This window comes from Flavobacterium sp. KBS0721 (assembly GCF_002007065.3).
GTDB lineage: Bacteria > Bacteroidota > Bacteroidia > Flavobacteriales > Flavobacteriaceae > Flavobacterium > Flavobacterium piscis.
In genome coordinates this window covers 2,063,786-2,081,520 of record NZ_CP042170.1, presented here as the reverse complement: position 1 = coordinate 2,081,520, position 17,735 = coordinate 2,063,786, and the positions used below count along the sequence as shown (strand labels likewise).

The 17,735-nt window shown below is 33.1% G+C and carries 17 protein-coding genes; 9 read left to right on the top strand and 8 right to left on the bottom strand.

The features are described from left to right. Positions 1 to 67: 67 nt before the first annotated feature. Together nadE and B0M43_RS09145 are read left to right on the top strand one after the other, a co-directional pair. The gene (gene nadE / locus B0M43_RS09150; RefSeq protein WP_078008602.1) at positions 68 to 874 is read left to right on the top strand and encodes an NAD(+) synthase; all 807 of its coding nucleotides are present in this window, start codon (positions 68 to 70) and stop codon (positions 872 to 874) included. 93 nt (positions 875 to 967) lie between these two features. Beyond that, positions 968 to 1,597 (top strand): response regulator transcription factor, encoded by a 630-nt coding sequence (locus B0M43_RS09145; RefSeq protein ID WP_026730588.1) that lies wholly within the window; start codon positions 968 to 970, stop codon positions 1,595 to 1,597. On the opposite strand, the gene dnaG is transcribed toward B0M43_RS09145, so the two are convergent. The 8 genes from dnaG to rlmN all read right to left on the bottom strand — a co-directional run bounded on the left by dnaG (position 1,594) and on the right by rlmN (position 11,655). Next, the gene (gene dnaG / locus B0M43_RS09140; RefSeq protein WP_078008697.1) at positions 1,594 to 3,660 is read right to left on the bottom strand and encodes a DNA primase; all 2,067 of its coding nucleotides are present in this window, start codon (positions 3,658 to 3,660) and stop codon (positions 1,594 to 1,596) included. The genes B0M43_RS09145 and dnaG overlap by 4 nt on opposite strands. Before the next feature lie 127 nt (positions 3,661 to 3,787). After that, positions 3,788 to 4,831 (bottom strand): hypothetical protein, encoded by a 1,044-nt coding sequence (locus B0M43_RS09135; RefSeq protein WP_078008603.1) that lies wholly within the window; start codon positions 4,829 to 4,831, stop codon positions 3,788 to 3,790. Between the two features lie 349 nt (positions 4,832 to 5,180). Beyond that, positions 5,181 to 5,921 carry a hypothetical protein gene (locus B0M43_RS09130; RefSeq protein WP_078008604.1) on the bottom strand — a complete coding sequence of 247 codons (741 nt, stop codon included), beginning with the start codon at positions 5,919 to 5,921 and terminating at the stop codon, positions 5,181 to 5,183. Then, complete coding sequence (locus B0M43_RS09125; protein ID WP_078008605.1) at positions 5,908 to 6,468, bottom strand: RNA polymerase sigma factor; 561 nt, start codon at positions 6,466 to 6,468, stop codon at positions 5,908 to 5,910. The genes B0M43_RS09130 and B0M43_RS09125 overlap by 14 nt, the downstream gene beginning before the upstream one ends. 309 nt (positions 6,469 to 6,777) lie before the next feature. Then, positions 6,778 to 8,697, bottom strand: a complete 1,920-nt coding sequence (locus B0M43_RS09120; RefSeq protein WP_078008606.1) for a DUF2207 domain-containing protein — start codon at positions 8,695 to 8,697, stop codon at positions 6,778 to 6,780. A 12-nt stretch (positions 8,698 to 8,709) separates the two neighbouring features. Beyond that, on the bottom strand, positions 8,710 to 9,264 hold the full coding sequence (locus B0M43_RS09115) for a LemA family protein (protein WP_078008607.1): 555 nt from the start codon (positions 9,262 to 9,264) through the stop codon (positions 8,710 to 8,712). Positions 9,265 to 9,324: 60 nt separating this feature from the next. After that, entirely contained in the window at positions 9,325 to 10,302 is a 978-nt protein-coding gene (locus B0M43_RS09110; protein WP_078008608.1) for a polyprenyl synthetase family protein, read from the bottom strand. A 303-nt stretch (positions 10,303 to 10,605) separates the two neighbouring features. Next, complete coding sequence (rlmN, locus tag B0M43_RS09105) at positions 10,606 to 11,655, bottom strand: 23S rRNA (adenine(2503)-C(2))-methyltransferase RlmN (protein WP_078008609.1); 1,050 nt, start codon at positions 11,653 to 11,655, stop codon at positions 10,606 to 10,608. Between the two features lie 314 nt (positions 11,656 to 11,969). Between rlmN and B0M43_RS09100 the strand changes: the two genes are divergently transcribed. The 7 genes from B0M43_RS09100 to B0M43_RS09070 all read left to right on the top strand — a co-directional run bounded on the left by B0M43_RS09100 (position 11,970) and on the right by B0M43_RS09070 (position 17,694). Further along, positions 11,970 to 12,536, top strand: coding sequence for a YceI family protein (locus B0M43_RS09100; protein WP_078008610.1), 567 nt, complete (start codon positions 11,970 to 11,972; stop codon positions 12,534 to 12,536). A gap of 296 nt (positions 12,537 to 12,832) precedes the next feature. Beyond that, positions 12,833 to 13,402: a YceI family protein gene (locus B0M43_RS09095; RefSeq protein ID WP_065452147.1), complete on the top strand. Its 570-nt coding sequence runs from the start codon at positions 12,833 to 12,835 to the stop codon at positions 13,400 to 13,402. A 5-nt stretch (positions 13,403 to 13,407) separates the two neighbouring features. Further along, complete coding sequence (locus B0M43_RS09090) at positions 13,408 to 14,790, top strand: hypothetical protein (protein ID WP_078008611.1); 1,383 nt, start codon at positions 13,408 to 13,410, stop codon at positions 14,788 to 14,790. A 6-nt stretch (positions 14,791 to 14,796) separates the two neighbouring features. Beyond that, positions 14,797 to 15,348 (top strand): hypothetical protein, encoded by a 552-nt coding sequence (locus B0M43_RS09085; RefSeq protein ID WP_078008612.1) that lies wholly within the window; start codon positions 14,797 to 14,799, stop codon positions 15,346 to 15,348. Positions 15,349 to 15,603: 255 nt separating this feature from the next. Then, positions 15,604 to 16,002, top strand: a complete 399-nt coding sequence (locus B0M43_RS09080) for a hypothetical protein (protein ID WP_065452144.1) — start codon at positions 15,604 to 15,606, stop codon at positions 16,000 to 16,002. Positions 16,003 to 16,115: 113 nt separating this feature from the next. Beyond that, positions 16,116 to 16,757, top strand: coding sequence for an O-methyltransferase (locus B0M43_RS09075; RefSeq protein WP_078008613.1), 642 nt, complete (start codon positions 16,116 to 16,118; stop codon positions 16,755 to 16,757). A gap of 214 nt (positions 16,758 to 16,971) precedes the next feature. Then, positions 16,972 to 17,694: a phytanoyl-CoA dioxygenase family protein gene (locus B0M43_RS09070; RefSeq protein ID WP_078008698.1), complete on the top strand. Its 723-nt coding sequence runs from the start codon at positions 16,972 to 16,974 to the stop codon at positions 17,692 to 17,694. Positions 17,695 to 17,735 lie beyond the last annotated feature (41 nt).

Genomic DNA, 17,735 nt, shown 5'->3' with positions numbered 1-17,735 from the left:
AAGTAAATGCATACTTAAAAAATAATTCTGCAAATATACATCCCTGCATTTTAAAACTTGAACTATTATGGCTAAAAAAAGTACCATTCAAACAGAAAAAGTAAATATCCACATTGTAGAGTGGCTAAAAAATTATGCTAACAACGCAAAAGCAAACGGTTTTGTAATTGGAATTTCAGGCGGAGTTGACTCTGCGGTAACTTCTACCTTATGCGCTCAGACGGGCTTACAGGTTTTATGTGTTGAAATGCCGATTCATCAAGCGCCAAATCAAGTTTTAAGAGGAAGAGAACATATCGAACAATTAAAAAAACGTTTTTCTAACGTTTTGGATGTAAAAACTGACTTAACAGATACTTTTGAAGCTTTTAAGACTGCTGTGCCCACAACAAAAGATTCAACAAAAGTTAATTTATCATTAGCGAACACTCGTGCACGTCTGAGAATGACCTCTTTATATTATTTAGCCGGAATTCATGGGCTTTTGGTTGCAGGTACTGGAAATAAAGTAGAAGATTTTGGCGTAGGATTTTATACTAAATACGGCGACGGCGGAGTCGATTTAAGTCCGATAGCTGACTTAATGAAGTCGGATGTTTATGCTCTTGGAGAGTTTTTAGCGATTCCGGACTCAATTTTAACCGCTGCACCTACAGATGGATTATTTGGTGACAATCGTACTGACGAAGATCAATTAGGCGCCAGTTACGACGAACTTGAATGGGCCATGTTAGCCGCGGAGTCAGGAAAAACGCCAGCTGACTTCATAGAGAGAGAAAAATCTGTCTTTGAAATTTATAAACGTTTAAACACCAGCAACAAGCATAAAATGGATGCAATTCCGGTTTGTATAATACCAAAAACGTTAAAATAAAACATTTTAACATTTGTCTGCAATTAATTACAGAATTTATTTATTAATTTTACAGTTCCAAAAACATGAACAATTCTAAAAAAGGTAAAAATTATGATTAAAGTATGTCTTGCAGACAATCATCCTGTGACTCACTTTGGCGTTAAGTCTTATTTTAAAGACCACGATCAAATTTCAATTGTTGCCAACGTAGGCAATTTTTCAATGGTTAGAGATATCCTTCAAACGAAGGAAATTGACATCCTAATTCTCGACTTAGAGCTTGAAGGCCTATCGAGTATCTTCGAAGTGAAGTCGATTTTGAAAAATTTTCCAAAAACAAAAATTGTAATTTTTAGTGACCTCGCCGAGCAAATGTATGCTCCAAATGCAATTAAAGCAGGAGTTTCCGGGTATGTACACAAAACAGAAAAACTTGAAACATTAGGTCTTTCTATCATTAAAGTACACGAAGGAAAAATTATCATCAACGAAACTGTACGTAAAAACATGGCTCTTATTGCTAAACAAAGCAAGAGCGAACGTTTGTACAGAAAACTTTCAAATCGTGAAATCGAAGTTTTACGTTACTTAAGTGATGGTAAGAAAAACAATGAAATCTCTAAAATCTTAAACCTGAACGAGAAAACGATCAGTACTTACAAATTAAGATTATTGACTAAATTAAATGTTACTAATTTAGTTGACTTAGTTAATAAAGCGAAGACTTTAGAAATTATTTAATGGTACCTCGACATTACTCTTCCTAGTTTTTTTGAGAATGCATTAACTAATTTTGAGTAATCGACAACCATAGACAAAAGCTCTGTATTATCTGAATTATCAGGTTGTATAGAGCTTTTTAATTCTTCGATGATTTTACCCACCAAAAACCAACGCATAGACATAATAGTTTCTGTAACGTATTGTGCAATCGTTTCGTGTTTCATTTTCGAAAAAATGTTCTGCCCTTCCCAGTCGTGAAGCGTTAGTCGCTCATCCTCCATCAAAATATCAGTAACTTCCTGAGCAAAATCTGGTTGTAAACGCATTAAATACTGTTCGAGACTAAATTTTTCGTGTTGGTTATAAAACCCAATTAAGTCTGTAAAAATATCACGGAATAAATTATTAGACAGTTCTACCTCATCTTCCTGCAAACTCAAATAAATACGCTGGTATACTTTGTAAGCTCTCATTTCGGAGACCATTACTACTTCACCTTCGTCGTTATTTTTTAAAAGCACATCTTCAAACTCTTCAGTCTTATCTCCGTAAAGCAATAAAATCTCAATTACTTTTCGTTCTAAACGATACAGAATATCTACTTTTTCCGTAGGTTCTCCTACCGGATATCCAGGCTCTCCCGGATAATAATCCTCCGGAGGCCCATTTCTTGGATCCTCAGGATCTCCTCCTGAAAAACTGCCTTGTTTTGGAGTTTGGTTTCTAAAAACTTCAAAAGGTTTTTGTTCCTGCTTTTGTTTTTTACTAGCCTCTGTAAGATCTTTTTGAATTAGCTGAGCTAAAGTACTCACTAATACCTGCTCAGAAATATCCATGATTCTGGCACATTCCTGCGTATAAATTTCACGCTGGATACGATCTGGAATTTTCGAAATACTCACGACCATATCGCGAATCAAATCGGCTTTTTTGATAGGATCGTTTTTAGCCTCTTTCATTAAGAGGGAGGCTTTAAATTGTATAAAATCTTTACTGTTTTCTTCTAAATAGGCAACAAGCTCATCATGCGAAGTTTTTCGTGCAAAACTATCAGGATCTTCTCCGTCAGGAAAAGCACAAACCCTTACATTCATTCCTTCTTCCAGAATCAAATCGATTCCTCGAACAGAAGCACGTAATCCTGCAGCATCTCCGTCAAACAGCACTGTAATATTTCTTGTTAATCTATTGATCAAACGAATCTGATCCGGCGTTAAAGCGGTTCCCGATGAAGCCACAACATTCTCGATCCCAGCCTGATGAAATTGAATCACATCTGTATAACCTTCAACCAGATAACAATTGTTTTGTTTGGCGATGGATTGTTTGGCCTGGAAAATACCATAAAGCACTTTACTTTTATGGTAAATATCACTTTCAGGCGAGTTCAGGTACTTCGCCGCTTTTTTATCATTGGTTAAAATACGTCCGCCAAAACCTAATACACGGCCGGACATACTTTCTATAGGAAACATAACACGACCTTTAAAACGGTCAAAAGGTCGATCTTCTCTCGCAATGGTTAAACCGGTGCTTTCCAGAAACTCCAATTTATATCCTTTACCCAATGCTTCCTTGGTCAAAGCATCCCAGGTTTCGGGTGAATATCCTAAACTAAACTTTTTGATTGTTTCATTGGTAAAACCTCTTTCTTTAAAATAAGAGAGTCCAATTGCTTTTCCTTCTTCTGAATTTAAAAGCGTTTTATTAAAATAATCTTTTGCAAATTCTGAAACCAAATACATACTTTCGCGAACATCGGTCATCGCTTTTTCTGCATCTGTTTGTTCTGTTTCTTCAATTTCGATATTATATTTTCTGGCCAAATATCGAATGGCTTCCGGATAGGTAAATTGTGAATGTTCCATCAAAAACTTGACAGAATTTCCTCCTTTTCCTGTACTAAAATCTTTCCAGATTCCTTTTGCAGGCGAAACCATGAACGACGGAGAGCGCTCATCTGAGAAAGGACTCAATCCTTTATAGTTACTCCCTGCACGTTTCAAATTAACATAATCACCAATAACCTCCTCTACACGAGCAGTTTCAAAAACAGAATCAATAGTAGCTTGTGAAATCAAAACGTAAAATATTTTTAAAAATTTGAAGTCTGTAAAAGTACACAAATGAATCTTGAAATTTGTTCATTTAACATAAAAAAGCACCTCTTATGAAGTGCTTTTTCTACTAACTAATTAAACTGCATTCTTAATTTAAATCAACTCTTATACCCAGTGAAATATTATTTTCTTTAATTAAATTATCCTGAAATAGGGGATTTAAATCATATTTTGCATACAAACTAAATTCTCTATAGCCGATATAAGAACTCAGTCCGTAAATAAAATTATTTACATTATAATCTCCTCTTATTGTTGTTTTATAATCTAAATCATCCTGATCAAATTTTAGAATTTGTTTCGATTTTACATTTATTCCAGCATAACCTCCAATCCCAAAACGGAAACTTTCGTGGGTTCTAAAATATGTTTTTCCATTACTTACCTGAGGCTTTGAGAAATCGAATTCTAAATGCAGCGGCAACACGATGTAAACATTTCTAAAACGTGATTCATCAAGATTTATAGCATTGGTTTGCAATTCAGTCTGATCTCCATTTACTACAAAACTCTTGTTATTTGTTGGGCGAATATTATTGTACATTAACGAAAGTCCGTATTTGGCATGTAATAAATTATCGTTTTTCATTAATCTGCTGTTATAGGTAAAACCCCATTCGTAGAAATGTGAACCTCCAAAACTATAATTAGAATCCTGAAGCTTACCATCGACCATCATATTATTTAAACCCATTGCAAATACAAACTGCGAAGTGGTTCTTTTTTCTCCATGAATTGAATCTTTAGACTTATCCCTATCTCTATCTCTAACATGAAATACAATGCTGTATTTTTTAGTTAATGAATCTTCTTTTATTTTTCCGTCGACTTTTTGCTGAACCAAATCATTAAGTTCATTTTGTGCCTCTGTTACTTTTTCCTCAATAATTGTAGCTCTGGCTTCTGCCAATTCTTTTTTGCGTTTGTCTGCTTGTTCCTGGGTAATTTTCCCTTCAGACAATTGCACGTTTACAACTTCTACTTCTTCTTTCAAAGCTGCTTTTTCTTCTTTGGTAATCTTCTCGATTTTATTCGCAATTTTTTTTGCTTTCGACTCAAATGTTTCCTGCCCCAGAACCTTACTAACAAATAAAAAAATAAGGACAACGAGGTAAAGTGTAAAATTTTTCATGATTGATTGATTTTTAAAATTGATTGTGATTGATGATTGTTTAATTATTAATTGTGAATTACATATGCTATCTCCATCGGGTTAATCCCGAAGCCTCGGGACGACGCTATACTATGGATCGTTCCTCCAGAACTAAAAATCTATACTCTGTATTCTTTATTCTATCTCCATCGGGTTAAAACACGACGTTACAATATGGATCGTTCCTTCGGAACTAAAAATCTATACTCTGTATTCTTTATTCCATCTCCATCGGGTTAAAACCCGACGCTACAATATAGATCGTTCCTCCGGAACTAAAAATCTATACTCTGTATTCTATAATGTTTATTCTATATTCTGTATCCTTTTAATCTTGTTGATTTCGATTCGCCAAAGCTACTTTTACCGTTTGGTAGTTTTTATTGACTTTTGTAATCATTTTTTCTCTAAACGAAAGCTCTAATTCGCCATCGACCTGATGGAGCAAATCATTAGCATTGATTTTTACTTTTGATTTTGGTTTTACCGAATTCTCTGCAACAATAGTTTTTTCGGCCGATTGCAATAATTGATCTACTGTTTCTTTTTTAGAAGTTTCAACAGCTAAAGATTGATTATTTACAGATTGTTTTTCTTGATTGTTTTTGATGATGATTGAAGACTCCGCTACTTGATTTGATTTGTTTTTGAGGGTTTTAATTGGTTCTACATTACGCCTTTTTTGTTCTTTTATTAAATTCTGATTTGCTGTTTTTTCTGAAACTGCAACTTCTGTCTTTACGGGACTTATTACGTTTAAAGCTGGTTTTACAACAGAATCCTTCTGTAAATTCTCTTTGACAACCACTGTGTTTTCTGGTGTTTTAAGGACACTTTTTTCCTGATTAAAAAAGAATGTTCCCACTAATAAAAAACCAACAATACTGGCTGCAATGTACCACCACCTTTTTTTAGAAGTTTGCAGTGAACGAAGTCCAACTGTGGGTTGTTTCTTTTCTTCAGCAACACTAAGCATCGCATCTAATCGATCCCAGGCTTTGTCGCTTGGTTCAATTTTACGTTGGTTTAGTTTTTCACGGAAATCCTTTTCAAAATTATTCGGTTCCATTATCTTGTTTTTTTAAAATAGTAATTTGTGTTTGCAGCATCTTTCTGGCGTGCGATAATTGCGATTTTGATGTTCCCTCATTAATCCCTAACATCTTTGCAATTTCATTATGTTTGTATCCTTCGATGGCGTATAAATTAAAAATCATTTTATATCCGTCTGGTAAAGCATCTATTAAAAACTGAATCTGGTCTATTGAAAACTGACTATCGGTTGCATTAAAACTTTCTTCGACATAAATTTCATCTTCAACAAATTTTACTTTTTTCTGAACTCTTAAATACGATATACATTCGTTCACCATGATTCGGCGAATCCAGCCTTCAAAACTTCCTTTATTTTCAAATTTGTTTAAGTTGGTAAACACTTTCATAAAAGCCGTGATCATTACATCTTCTGCCAGTTGAATGTCTTTTATATACTGCCGGCAAACACTTAACATTTTTGAAGAAAACCGACCATAAATTTGCTGCTGCGCTTGTCGATTATTTTCGACAGCCAACTTTATAATTTCAGTTTCTTCCTGATGTAAATGAATAATTTTCATTTATAAGCTTTTGGTTTTTTGGTTTAGTAATGATCTTCTATTAGCATAGACGAGTTAAGTTTTAAAATGGTTGCATCAAAGGGAAAAAAAATCAATAAAAAAATTCCAAATTCCAAACAATAAAAACAACAAACTGATTTTCAAAACATTAAAATCAATTATCTAATTAACAAATTATCTATTTTTTTCTTCACTCAGGCAATATAATCTAAATCAAACCCAATTGAAAATAAAAAAACCTTGTACTATTATAAATAATACAAGGTTTCCTTAATACAATATTTTAAATAGCCGCTGGTTGCTAAAATTTTACCAACCGCCACCGCCACCGCCGCCTCCGCCGCCTCCGGAGCTTCCGCCACCTGAACTTCCGCTGCTCCAGCTTCCACTGCTTCCGCTGGAACTCGATGAAGAACCTGATGATGATGAAGGAGGACTAGGATCAACTGCTGCACTGCTCACAGAATTTCCAAAACTGGACAGGAACATTGCAGGTTGCATGTAAAACGTATCTTCTCCCTGATACCACGCAGGATCATATTTGGCTAATTCTAAAATTTCTGCAAATTGTTTTCCCCACTCTATTTCGACTCCTAATGCAATAGCATACGGAAATAATTTTTCGAATAATTGCGGAGTCAGCTCAGGAGGATTCAACATATTCATTCTATCTTTCTCTGCCGTTTGCATATAGTGTTTAAAACCTTCTAATCTATGCAATGCATCAGCACCTTTTTGTGTATACTTTCCTAAAGTTCTTGCGTAAAAAATATACATTAAGAAAACAACGCCAATAACAACGATTTGTATCGTGCTTAAAAAAGCAATAGAAACGAAAAATATGAAAAGCGCTGCTGGTAAAATAAAGAAAGCGAGAATACCTCTTAAAACAAGCATTCCAACACCAATCTCTTTTTTTGTAAACCAATAAGCCAGCCCTGAAACCGCAACGATTAGTCCTAAATAAAAAGCATAATTAATATATCCTTTATTATTAGATAGCAACTGGTAAGCAAGTCCTGCAATTAAAAAAATAGCAAAACCAAGCCATTTTTTTTGAGTATTGTTTTGGTAAAACTCTTCCAGTTTTATTTGTTTTGTTACCGCTTTAAGCCATTTAGAATATGCTTTTTCAAAAATCTTATAGTTAGAATCGGATACTTTTATTTTATCTTTTTTTGTAAAACCGCTTACTATATCTGATTCTTCTGCACTTAATTTTTGTGATAAATTATTTAAAACTTCGATCTCATAGGTTTGTTTGTTTTTAAAAACTCCATTTTCTACCGTAGACAAAATTCTAATGGCGCCTTTTACAGAAGCATTTATAACAGATGACATATACGCTTTACGCGTAATTTTTCTGTCGTACACATAACCTATAATCGCAGGAGACCAATCGAAAGGCGGCATAAATTCAGGCATCAATGTTTTTTTAACGGGGTCTTTACCGTATTTCTTCCAACTAAAAAAGAAGAAAAGCGCCATGCCTATTCCGTAAATAACAGACCACAAATTTGTTTTTATCTGCTTATAAAATGAACTTGCTTCCTGCAAAAAAGTAGGAGGATCAACAATTCCCTTAGGAAATGATGCAGCAATCGTTAAGCCTTCATAATTATTAAGCTGTATTGCAGCAAAACTGGCAACAGTGCGATTCGTATTTAGGGAACTTATACAATCTGACGCTTTAGATCCTGCCGTACCTGTATAACAATGTAAATTTTCGAATGCATTATTTTCTGACGGAAGAGAAATTTCGCATGTTGCTTTATCTATTAGCAAATTCCAGCCATTTCCGGTTACATTCCAATACAACTCATCGTATTTATCAAAATAGCCTACCTGAAAAGGAACGGTATAACTAATTTGATAGTCGTAAATTCCTCTTTCCAGATCGATGTCTTTATTGCCTATATAGATTTTCCAGTCACCGGATTCTTCTTTTGTGAAGTAATTTTCTGTGGCACCATCTTTTTTTATGGAGTTTATTGTGTATTTAACATCAATTTGATGGCCATCTTTATCTCGTCTGCTTAATGGCAAAACCCTTAAAAGTCCGTGTCTAAAATCATTACCTTCGGCATTTATGGTAATGTTTTCGACTACATTGATATTACCGGACTTTTCTATCTTAATTTTAACATCAAAATTTAAAATTCTTTCCTGTGCCTGAGCCTGAAAGAAAACAATAGAAAACAGAACAAAGTATATTTTTCTTAGGAGCATAGTATAATACAATTAAAACTGAACTTTAGGTGTTTCTCTTTGTTTTTCGTCTTCTATTTCAAGGAAGTTTTTCTTTGGAAAACCAAAAGAATTCGCCACAATATTGCCCGGAAAAGATTCTACAGCAATATTGTAATCTCTAACAGTTGCATTATAATATCGTTTTGATCGTTCTACTTCGGTTTCGATTTCGCTCAATTCTTCCTGTAAACTCAAAAAATTGGTATTGGCTTTTAAATCGGGATAATTTTCTGCAAGGGCAAAAATAGTTCCCACAGCATTACCTAGCTTCTTGTCGAATTGCAATTTTTCATCTGCACTACCAGCATTTAAGGCTTGATTACGCAAACTTACAATATTGGCAAGTGTTTCTTTTTCGTGGGTTAAATATCCTTTAACGGTTTCAACCAGATTCGGAATTAAATCAAATCGTTTTTTTAGAATAACATCGATCCCGCTTAATGCTTCCTGAAGCATATTGCGTTTAGAAACAAAGCTATTGTAAAGTATTATCAGGTAACCACCTAAAATAACAACTATCGAAAGTATTACGAGTAAAATAATCATATTTCATTATTAAATTAATGTCCAATTTAACAATAAAAATATTAAGAATAGAGGATGAAATTATTTTTTTCTCTCGATTACATAGTTTACCATTAAAGTAAGGGCATCTTTGAACTCAGAATCCGGGAAATTTTCTAATAATGCAAGTGCTTCCTGTTGGAATTGCACCATTTTATTTTCGGCGTAAGCCAAACCATTATTATCTTTTACAAAAGCAATCACTTCTTTTACGCGCTTTTTGTCTTTATTATGGTTTTTGATGGAGTTGATCAGCCATTTTTTTTCCTGTGGAGTACAGGTATTTAAAACATGAATTAAAGGCAAGGTCATTTTTTGTTCTTTAATATCGATTCCGGTTGGTTTACCAATGGCTTCTTCGCTATAATCGAATAAATCGTCTTTGATTTGAAAAGCCATCCCGATAAGTTCGCCAAACTTACGCATGCTCTCTACTTTATTATCATCTTCAATTACTGATTTTGCACCAAGAGCACAACAAGCGGCAATAAGTGTTGCGGTTTTTTTTCTGATGATTTCGTAGTAAACATCTTCTGTAATATCAAGTCTTCTGGCTTTTTCGATCTGCAATAATTCTCCTTCGCTCATTTCGCGAACAGCGACAGAAATGATTCTTAATAAATCAAAATCACCATTATCTATAGATAGCAATAATCCTTTAGACAATAAATAATCTCCAACCAAAACGGCAATTTTATTTTTCCAAAGGGCATTAATAGAGAAAAATCCGCGACGGCGATTACTATCATCTACCACATCATCGTGTACCAAAGTTGCAGTATGAATAAGTTCGATTACCGAAGCACCACGATAGGTTCTTTCGTTTACATTGCCTTCTGAAACCATCTTTGCGGTTAAAAAAACAAACATCGGACGCATTTGTTTTCCTTTTCGGTTTACGATATAATACGTAATACGGTTCAGTAAAGCCACTTTTGAAGTCATCGATTCATGGAACTTTTTTTCAAAAAGTTCCATCTCGTTAAAAATGGGCTGTTTTATTTGAGAAGTAATATTCATTTCGATCCCAAATATACTATTTTAAATAAAAAAACGTTGTGTATTTTAGGTTAGTATATCAATAATTTATAGAATAATTAAGAAAACACCCCTAAAACATTCTCAATTTACCTGCCAATTTGAATCCATCAAATTAAAAGAAAATTGAACACCAATATATTTTCAAAAAAGATTGTCCCAAAAAATCAGCATCCTTTTTGCCCAAAAAAAAGCATTAAGAACAAGAATCAATCTCGTTTTTAATGCTTTAGTTATGAAATTTTCCTTTGGAAAATGTTTAAGGTTGATGATTTCCTGAGGGAATTACATTTCTGCTTCCTTATTGGCTAATTGCCCACAAGCGGCATCAATATCTTTTCCTCGGCTGCGACGTACTTTACAAACTACTCCTATATTCTCTAAAGCTTTTATGTAAGCCAAAATAGATTCTTCGGATGCTTGCTGGAATTCTCCATCATCAATAGGATTGTATTCTATTAGATTTACTTTACATGGTACATATTTACAAAACTTCACCAAAGCATCAATTGAAGCTTTATCATCATTGATTCCTTTCCAGACTACATATTCGTATGAAATTTTATTTTTTGTTTTTCTGTACCAATATTCTAATGCTTCTCTTAAATCTGCCAGCGGGAAGTTTTTACTAAAAGGCATGATTCGAGCACGAATTTCATCAATAGCCGAATGCAGCGAAACTGCCAATTTGAATTTTACATCATCATCAGCCATTTTTTTAATCATTTTTGGAATTCCTGACGTCGACACCATAATACGTTTTGGCGACATTCCTAATCCTTCCGGAGAAGTAATCATATCAATAGCTTTAATGACGTTGTTATAATTCATCAAAGGTTCTCCCATTCCCATAAAAACAATATTCGAAAGCGGATGATTGTGATACAAACGACTTTCTTTATCTATTGCAATAACCTGATCATAGATTTCTCCGGCTTCCAGATTTCGCATTCTTTTTAAACGTGCGGTAGCACAAAAATTACAATCTAAACTACAACCCACCTGACTTGAAACACAAGCTGTTGTTCTTGTATCAGTAGGAATCAAAACAGATTCAACCACAAGACCGTCATGCAAACGAACTGCATTTTTTACAGTTCCGTCGCTGCTGCGCTGCATGGTATCAACCTTGATATGATTGATAACGAAATTATCTTCGAGCATAGAACGCGTTGTTTTAGCAACGTTCGTCATATCTTCAAAACTATGTGCTCCTTTACTCCATAACCATTCATAGACCTGATTTCCGCGAAAAGCTTTGTCATTATTAGCGACAAAAAAATCTCGTAACTGATCTTTTGATAAGGCTCTTATGTCTTTTTTCTCAATTTGCATGGTGCAAATTTAAGTATTTGTTCATTTCTAATGGTATAAAGTACCTCACAATCTTAAAAAATGATTCAATTACAAAAAATATCATTTTAAATAACTGAAAATTATAGGCTTCTTGTAAGTTTTTATTTCTTAAAGAGAAAGATGAAAACGTTTTAGCTATAAATAGAATTTTAATACAATTTTAACAATGATTTTTATCATATCCTTTTCTGCGTATGCACAATACTTTTGGTCTAAGAAATAATACCACTTATTAGTTGCAAAATACTAATAAATCAATTCCATACTTGAATGATAACCCAATGCATCATCGAATGAAAACAATTCCATCACTACAATCAATTTTATTGACAATGTTATTTACCACATTGTCATTACACACAAATGCCCAAAAAAACTACACGGTAAATAAATCAACTTTTGAAGTTGCCGGAACTTCCACTGTGCACGATTGGGTAATGAAATCTACAGAAGGAACTGGTACTGCCAATCTAACAGTTAAGGATTCTAAACTCGCCGAAGTAAATAGCCTGACTATTACTTTAATGGCTGAAAGCTTAAAAAGCAGCAAAACAAGCATGGATAAAGTGGCTTACGAAGCTTTAAATACAGAAACAAATCAAACTATCGAATACGTTTTAAGATCTGCAGAAAAAATCGATGAAACAACCTGGACTCTAACCGGAATTTACACCATTGCAGGTGTCAGCAAAGAATACAAAACTCAGGTAAAGGTAATTGCAGATGGCGGCACTTTTACTTTACAGGGATCTAATCAAATTACTTTTGGTGATTTTGAAATGACACCTCCAAAGGCAGCACTTGGAGTTGTTAAAACAGGAAAAGACTTAACTGTAATCTTCAATATTATTTTAAGCTAAGGAATTCTGAAAATCCAAAACAAACTGATATTTAAGTTAACCAAAAATTAATCTATTTAAAAACGATTACTCAAAAACCTCATAAATAATAAATTAATAAAATTTATTATCGATTTTAAGGATATTTCAGCAAAAAGAAAACGTTGTAGTTATTAAATACATTTTTAATAAAATTTTAACAATGACTTTTATCATATAATTAACTTTTTAATGCCCCTACATTTGACACAAGTTAAAGCATTAGTACTAAAAATAAAATTAACTCAGAAATCTAATATTTCAAACTACAAATAATTATGAAAACTACAAAAATAAAATTACTAGCATTTGTTATCTCCTTTTTAGGAATAACTACAATTGCAACAGCTCAAAAAAGTTATACACTAGATAGTAAATCTACATTTTCAGTTGCAGGAACATCAACCTTACATGATTGGGAAATGAAATCAGCATCAGGAACAGGAACTGCAAACCTGGCCATTGCAAATTCTAAACTTACGGACATAGAATCTTTATCTATAACCCTTTTAGCAGAAAGTGTAAAAAGTGAGAAAAAAAGCATGGATAAAGTAGCTTATGAAACTTTAAAAACGGATAAAAATAAAAACATCAAATATGTTCTTAAATCTGCTGAAAAAGTAAATGAAACTACATGGGAATTAACTGGAACGTATACCATTGCAGGAGTGAGCAAATTACTTAAAACGACTGTAAAAACAACTGTTACAAAAGACGGACTAAACTTGCAGGGAACGAACAAAATCACTTTTACTGAGTTTGGAATGAAATCTCCCACTGCAATGTTAGGCACCATTAAAACTGGTCAGGATCTGACCTTAAAATTTAATTTAAACTTTAATTTATAATAACCATGAAAAAAATCTATCTACTATTTATAGCATTAGCAAGTACGTTTGCTGTAAATGCACAACAACTTAGCTTTGGACATATTCAAAACCAGGTTCCTCGTGATCAAAGAGCTATTAATGTGTTCGATGTTAGAAAAGATACCACAGCTTATAAAGGTATTAGTATTGACTTAGGTGGTGCATTTGCATTACAATTTCAAGCTATAAATTCGTTCAATGACCAAAAAGATTTAACAGGAGCAAATGCTGGTTATAGATTAAATAATCTAACGAACGACTTTAATTTACCTAATGCTAATATGACAATAGGTGCGCAATTAGCAGATGGAGTACGTGTAAACTTAGATCTCTATCTTGCTTCTAGACACCACCATGAAACTTGGGTACAAGGTGGATACTTGCAAATCGACAAACTAGATTTCATAAAAAAAGGTCTTTTGGAAGATGTTATGAAATATACGACCATTAAAATAGGTCAAATGGAAAACAACTATGGTGATGCGCATTTTAGAAGAAGTAACAACGCTTACACCATCACAAATCCTTTTATAGGAAACAATATCATGGACGCTTTTACAACTGAAATGGGAGCTGAAATATATTATAACAGAAACGGTTTTGTAAGTATGATTGGAGCAACAAACTCTAAACTGAATCAAAATGTACAAGAAGTTATTCCAGGACCTACAACTGCTGTTACCCCAGATCAAAATACAACTATTAGCCCTACAATTTTGGCTAAATTAGGTTGGGACAAGCAAATCGATAGCGATTTAAGAATTAGACTTACAGGATCTTACTATCATACAGCAAATTCTAGCGGAAACTTATATTCTTCAGATAGAGCAGGAAGCCGTTTTTATAGTGTTATGACACATGCCGGAACAATTGGTTATCCTACTGCAAATGTCTTAGATTCTGAAACTAACAAAGACACTGGTAGATTTAATCCAGGATTTGGAAACTGGGCAACTTCTTACATGATCAACCCTTTTGTAAAATATAAAGGATTTGAATTCTTTGGTACATTAGAGTTTGCTTCTGGAGGTGATTACAAAGGAACAGATGACACTCGTAAAGTCAACCAATATGTTGGAGATTTAGTGTATCGTTTTGGAAGCCATGAAAATTTATATATAGGTGCAAAATATAACTTAGTAGATGGAAAATTAAGAAATTCTGATGCTGAAGCTATTCAGGTAAATAGATTCGAAGCTGCTGCAGGTTGGTTTATGACTAAAAATATCCTTGCTAAACTTTCATACGTACAACAAAACTACAAAAATTACCAACAATTTGGTAACGTAGGTGGTGTTTCTATGCCAAATGATTTATACGGTGGCAAATTTGAAGGATTAATGTTTGAAGCTACAATTTCATTCTAAAAAAAAATGAAAACAAGATTTTCAATCTTAATTATGGGTTTAGTTCTTTTCTTTTTTTTCGGAAGTGCTAAACCCACTTTTTTAACAGAAGATACAACGCTGGTAATAAATAAAATTAAAATAGAAATCACCGGAGTATCTACAGTTGGAAAATATAATTGCTCGAATACATTTTCAAAAAAAGATACTGTTTTCCTGAATTCGAGCAAAAAAAACAACTTTAATACTGAAATCAAAATGTCGGATTTTGATTGTGGAAACAAAATCATGACTAAAGATTTACAAGGAACAGTAAAAGTAAAAACGTTTCCTAACAGTACTGTAACGATTACAGATGTAAGACAATTTGGTAAAAATTACAAATGTAACCTTACCTTTTTAATAACAAACAAAACACTTAAGTACAAAGATTTTATATTGTACAGCTCTGACAATAAAGTTCAGGGATCACTTAATTTAAATTTTTCTGATATAGAATTAGAACCTCCCGTAAAAATGGCGGGATTAATAAAAGTTAGAGATGAAATCGTAGTTAATTTTAGTTTATATAAAAACTAAAAATCTAATTTATAATTTCACTTTAAATTTGTTTTCATGTTTGATTTATTGTTAAAGGTATCTTGTGGCGAGATACCTTTTTTTTATTTTACAAATTTCATAGTATTTTTTTAGATCTTAAAATTTGGCACGAGAATTGTCTTAGCCTCGAAAGGAAAATAATCTTACAAAGAGCTCAGTCATTTTAAAATGTGTATCTTTATTTTTCAGCTTTATAACCTTTAAAATTTATCAACCTAAAAAAAATCATTCATTATGAAAAAACAAATTTTAAGCTTAGCTGTCGTGGCTTTATTAGCATTCGCTGTTCAATCTTGCGAAAAGAAAGAACCAAAACCGGGAGAAGATGAATTGACTCTTGGAAACAAAGTAGATACTTTGACAACAGATATTGAAGAAGTAAAAGACAGTGCAGTCATTAAAGCCGAAAATGCTGCTGCAAACGCTAAAGAAGCCTCTCAAAATGCAGTTCAGGATGTAAAAGATGCTACCAAAAAAACAGCAAATGATGTAGAAAACGCTGCTAAAAAAACAGCTACTGATGTAAAAGAAGCTTCTCAAAAAGCAGCTACTAAAGCCGAAGCAGCTGCAAAAGCAGCCAAAGACGGAACAGTAAAAACTGCTAAAGATGTAAATGAAGCTTTGAAAAAATAGTTTCCTTTTATTTTAAAATTAAAACCATCCACCGCTGTGGATGGTTTTTTTATGCAAAAAAAGCAAAGCAATATTTTTTGTATTTTTGCTGTTCAAATTTACAATACTACAATATGCATTTTATATCACAAGAATTAGAAGATTATATCGAACAACATTCTGAAAACGAACCGGAATTATTAGCGAAACTTAACAAAGAAACGTACCAGAAGATACTTTTACCAAGAATGTTAAGCGGACATTTTCAGGGTCGTGTATTAAGTATGCTGTCTAAACTGATTCGTCCGGTAAATATTCTTGAAATTGGTACTTATACAGGTTATGCTGCTTTGTGTTTGTGTGAAGGAATGCAGGAAAACGGACAATTGCATACTATTGACATTAAAGAAGAATTGGTTGATTTTCAGCGTAAATATTTTGATGCATCGCCTTGGGGAAAACAAATTTTTCAACATTTAGGTGAAGCCGTTGATATTATTCCGGATCTTGATGAGAAGTTTGATTTGGTTTTTATTGATGCCGATAAAGAAAATTATCTGAATTACTGGGAAATGATTGTTCCGAAAATGAATAAGGGCGGAATTATTTTATCTGATAATGTTTTGTGGAGCGGAAAAATCCTGGAACCTGTTCACCCTAATGATGTGAGTACAAAAGTACTTTTAGAATATAACTTACTTTTGAAAAATGATCCCAGAGTAGAAACGGTTTTATTGCCTATTCGTGATGGGCTGACGGTTAGTAGGGTGCTTTAGAAAAAGATTCTCAGTTGCTGAGATGCTGAGATGCTAAGTTTTTTAATTCTGTAATCTGAATAGCCTCCTGCTTTAGCTGGAGGTTCAAATTTTAGACAAAGATTATGGCTTTAGCCGAAACCAACTACTAAGTCTTTTTTTTGGCTAAAGCCCCATTCTTTTTTCATATAATATCCTTCAAAGCAGAAGGCTATTCACAAAAAATAAATTAATGATGAAAAATATTGCCGAAATAAATTCAAAAGGTTTTACAATTATTAATGATATTTATTCTGAAAATGAAATCGGAAAACTGATTTCTTTAATTGAAAATAGCACAGAAAATAAAACTAAGAATGCAACCTTTCGAAAATCTCAGGATCTATTTGCAATCAGACAATTTCACAAAGAAATTCCTGAAACGCTGCCTTATATTTTTAATGAGAATTTAAAAGGTATCGTAGAGTCGAATTTTGGAAAAGGCTATTTTATAACCAAATCAATTTATTTTGATAAGCCTGAAAAATCGAATTGGTTTGTGGCTTACCATCAGGATTTAACTATTTCGGTTAATAAAAAAACTGAAACTGCAAACTTTGAAAACTGGACCGTAAAACAAAATCAGTTTGCTGTTCAGCCTCCTAAAGAAATTTTAGAAGATAATTTTACAATAAGGATTCATCTTGATAAAACAACGAAAGATAATGGCGCTCTCAAGGTTATCAATAACTCTCATTCTAAAGGAATTTTGAGAATTGAAAACATGGATTTCGAGAAAGAAAAAGAAACCATGTGTGAAGTAGAAAAAGGTGGCATTATGATTATGAAACCTTTATTATTTCACGCATCAAACAAAACTACCAATAACGAAAGAAGAAGGGTTATTCATATTGAATTGAGCAAACAACAGCTTCCTGAAGATCTAGAATGGAGTGAAAAGACTATTCTTGAGAATTAAATTTTATTTTGAAAAGAGTGCCTTAGCCCAGATAGAAGTGT

Excerpts from the sequence above, each read along its gene's own strand:
- nadE (WP_078008602.1), top strand. The coding sequence starts at position 68 with ATGGCTAAAAAAAGTACCATTCAAACAGAAAAAGTAAATATCCACATT.
- B0M43_RS09145 (WP_026730588.1), top strand. The coding sequence starts at position 968 with ATGATTAAAGTATGTCTTGCAGACAATCATCCTGTGACTCACTTTGGC.
- B0M43_RS09135 (WP_078008603.1), bottom strand. The coding sequence starts at position 4,831 with ATGAAAAATTTTACACTTTACCTCGTTGTCCTTATTTTTTTATTTGTT.
- B0M43_RS09130 (WP_078008604.1), bottom strand. The coding sequence starts at position 5,921 with ATGGAACCGAATAATTTTGAAAAGGATTTCCGTGAAAAACTAAACCAA.
- B0M43_RS09125 (WP_078008605.1), bottom strand. The coding sequence starts at position 6,468 with ATGAAAATTATTCATTTACATCAGGAAGAAACTGAAATTATAAAGTTG.
- B0M43_RS09120 (WP_078008606.1), bottom strand. The coding sequence starts at position 8,697 with ATGCTCCTAAGAAAAATATACTTTGTTCTGTTTTCTATTGTTTTCTTT.
- B0M43_RS09115 (WP_078008607.1), bottom strand. The coding sequence starts at position 9,264 with ATGATTATTTTACTCGTAATACTTTCGATAGTTGTTATTTTAGGTGGT.
- B0M43_RS09110 (WP_078008608.1), bottom strand. The coding sequence starts at position 10,302 with ATGAATATTACTTCTCAAATAAAACAGCCCATTTTTAACGAGATGGAA.
- rlmN (WP_078008609.1), bottom strand. The coding sequence starts at position 11,655 with ATGCAAATTGAGAAAAAAGACATAAGAGCCTTATCAAAAGATCAGTTA.
- B0M43_RS09100 (WP_078008610.1), top strand. The coding sequence starts at position 11,970 with ATGAAAACAATTCCATCACTACAATCAATTTTATTGACAATGTTATTT.
- B0M43_RS09095 (WP_065452147.1), top strand. The coding sequence starts at position 12,833 with ATGAAAACTACAAAAATAAAATTACTAGCATTTGTTATCTCCTTTTTA.
- B0M43_RS09090 (WP_078008611.1), top strand. The coding sequence starts at position 13,408 with ATGAAAAAAATCTATCTACTATTTATAGCATTAGCAAGTACGTTTGCT.
- B0M43_RS09085 (WP_078008612.1), top strand. The coding sequence starts at position 14,797 with ATGAAAACAAGATTTTCAATCTTAATTATGGGTTTAGTTCTTTTCTTT.
- B0M43_RS09080 (WP_065452144.1), top strand. The coding sequence starts at position 15,604 with ATGAAAAAACAAATTTTAAGCTTAGCTGTCGTGGCTTTATTAGCATTC.
- B0M43_RS09075 (WP_078008613.1), top strand. The coding sequence starts at position 16,116 with ATGCATTTTATATCACAAGAATTAGAAGATTATATCGAACAACATTCT.
- B0M43_RS09070 (WP_078008698.1), top strand. The coding sequence starts at position 16,972 with ATGAAAAATATTGCCGAAATAAATTCAAAAGGTTTTACAATTATTAAT.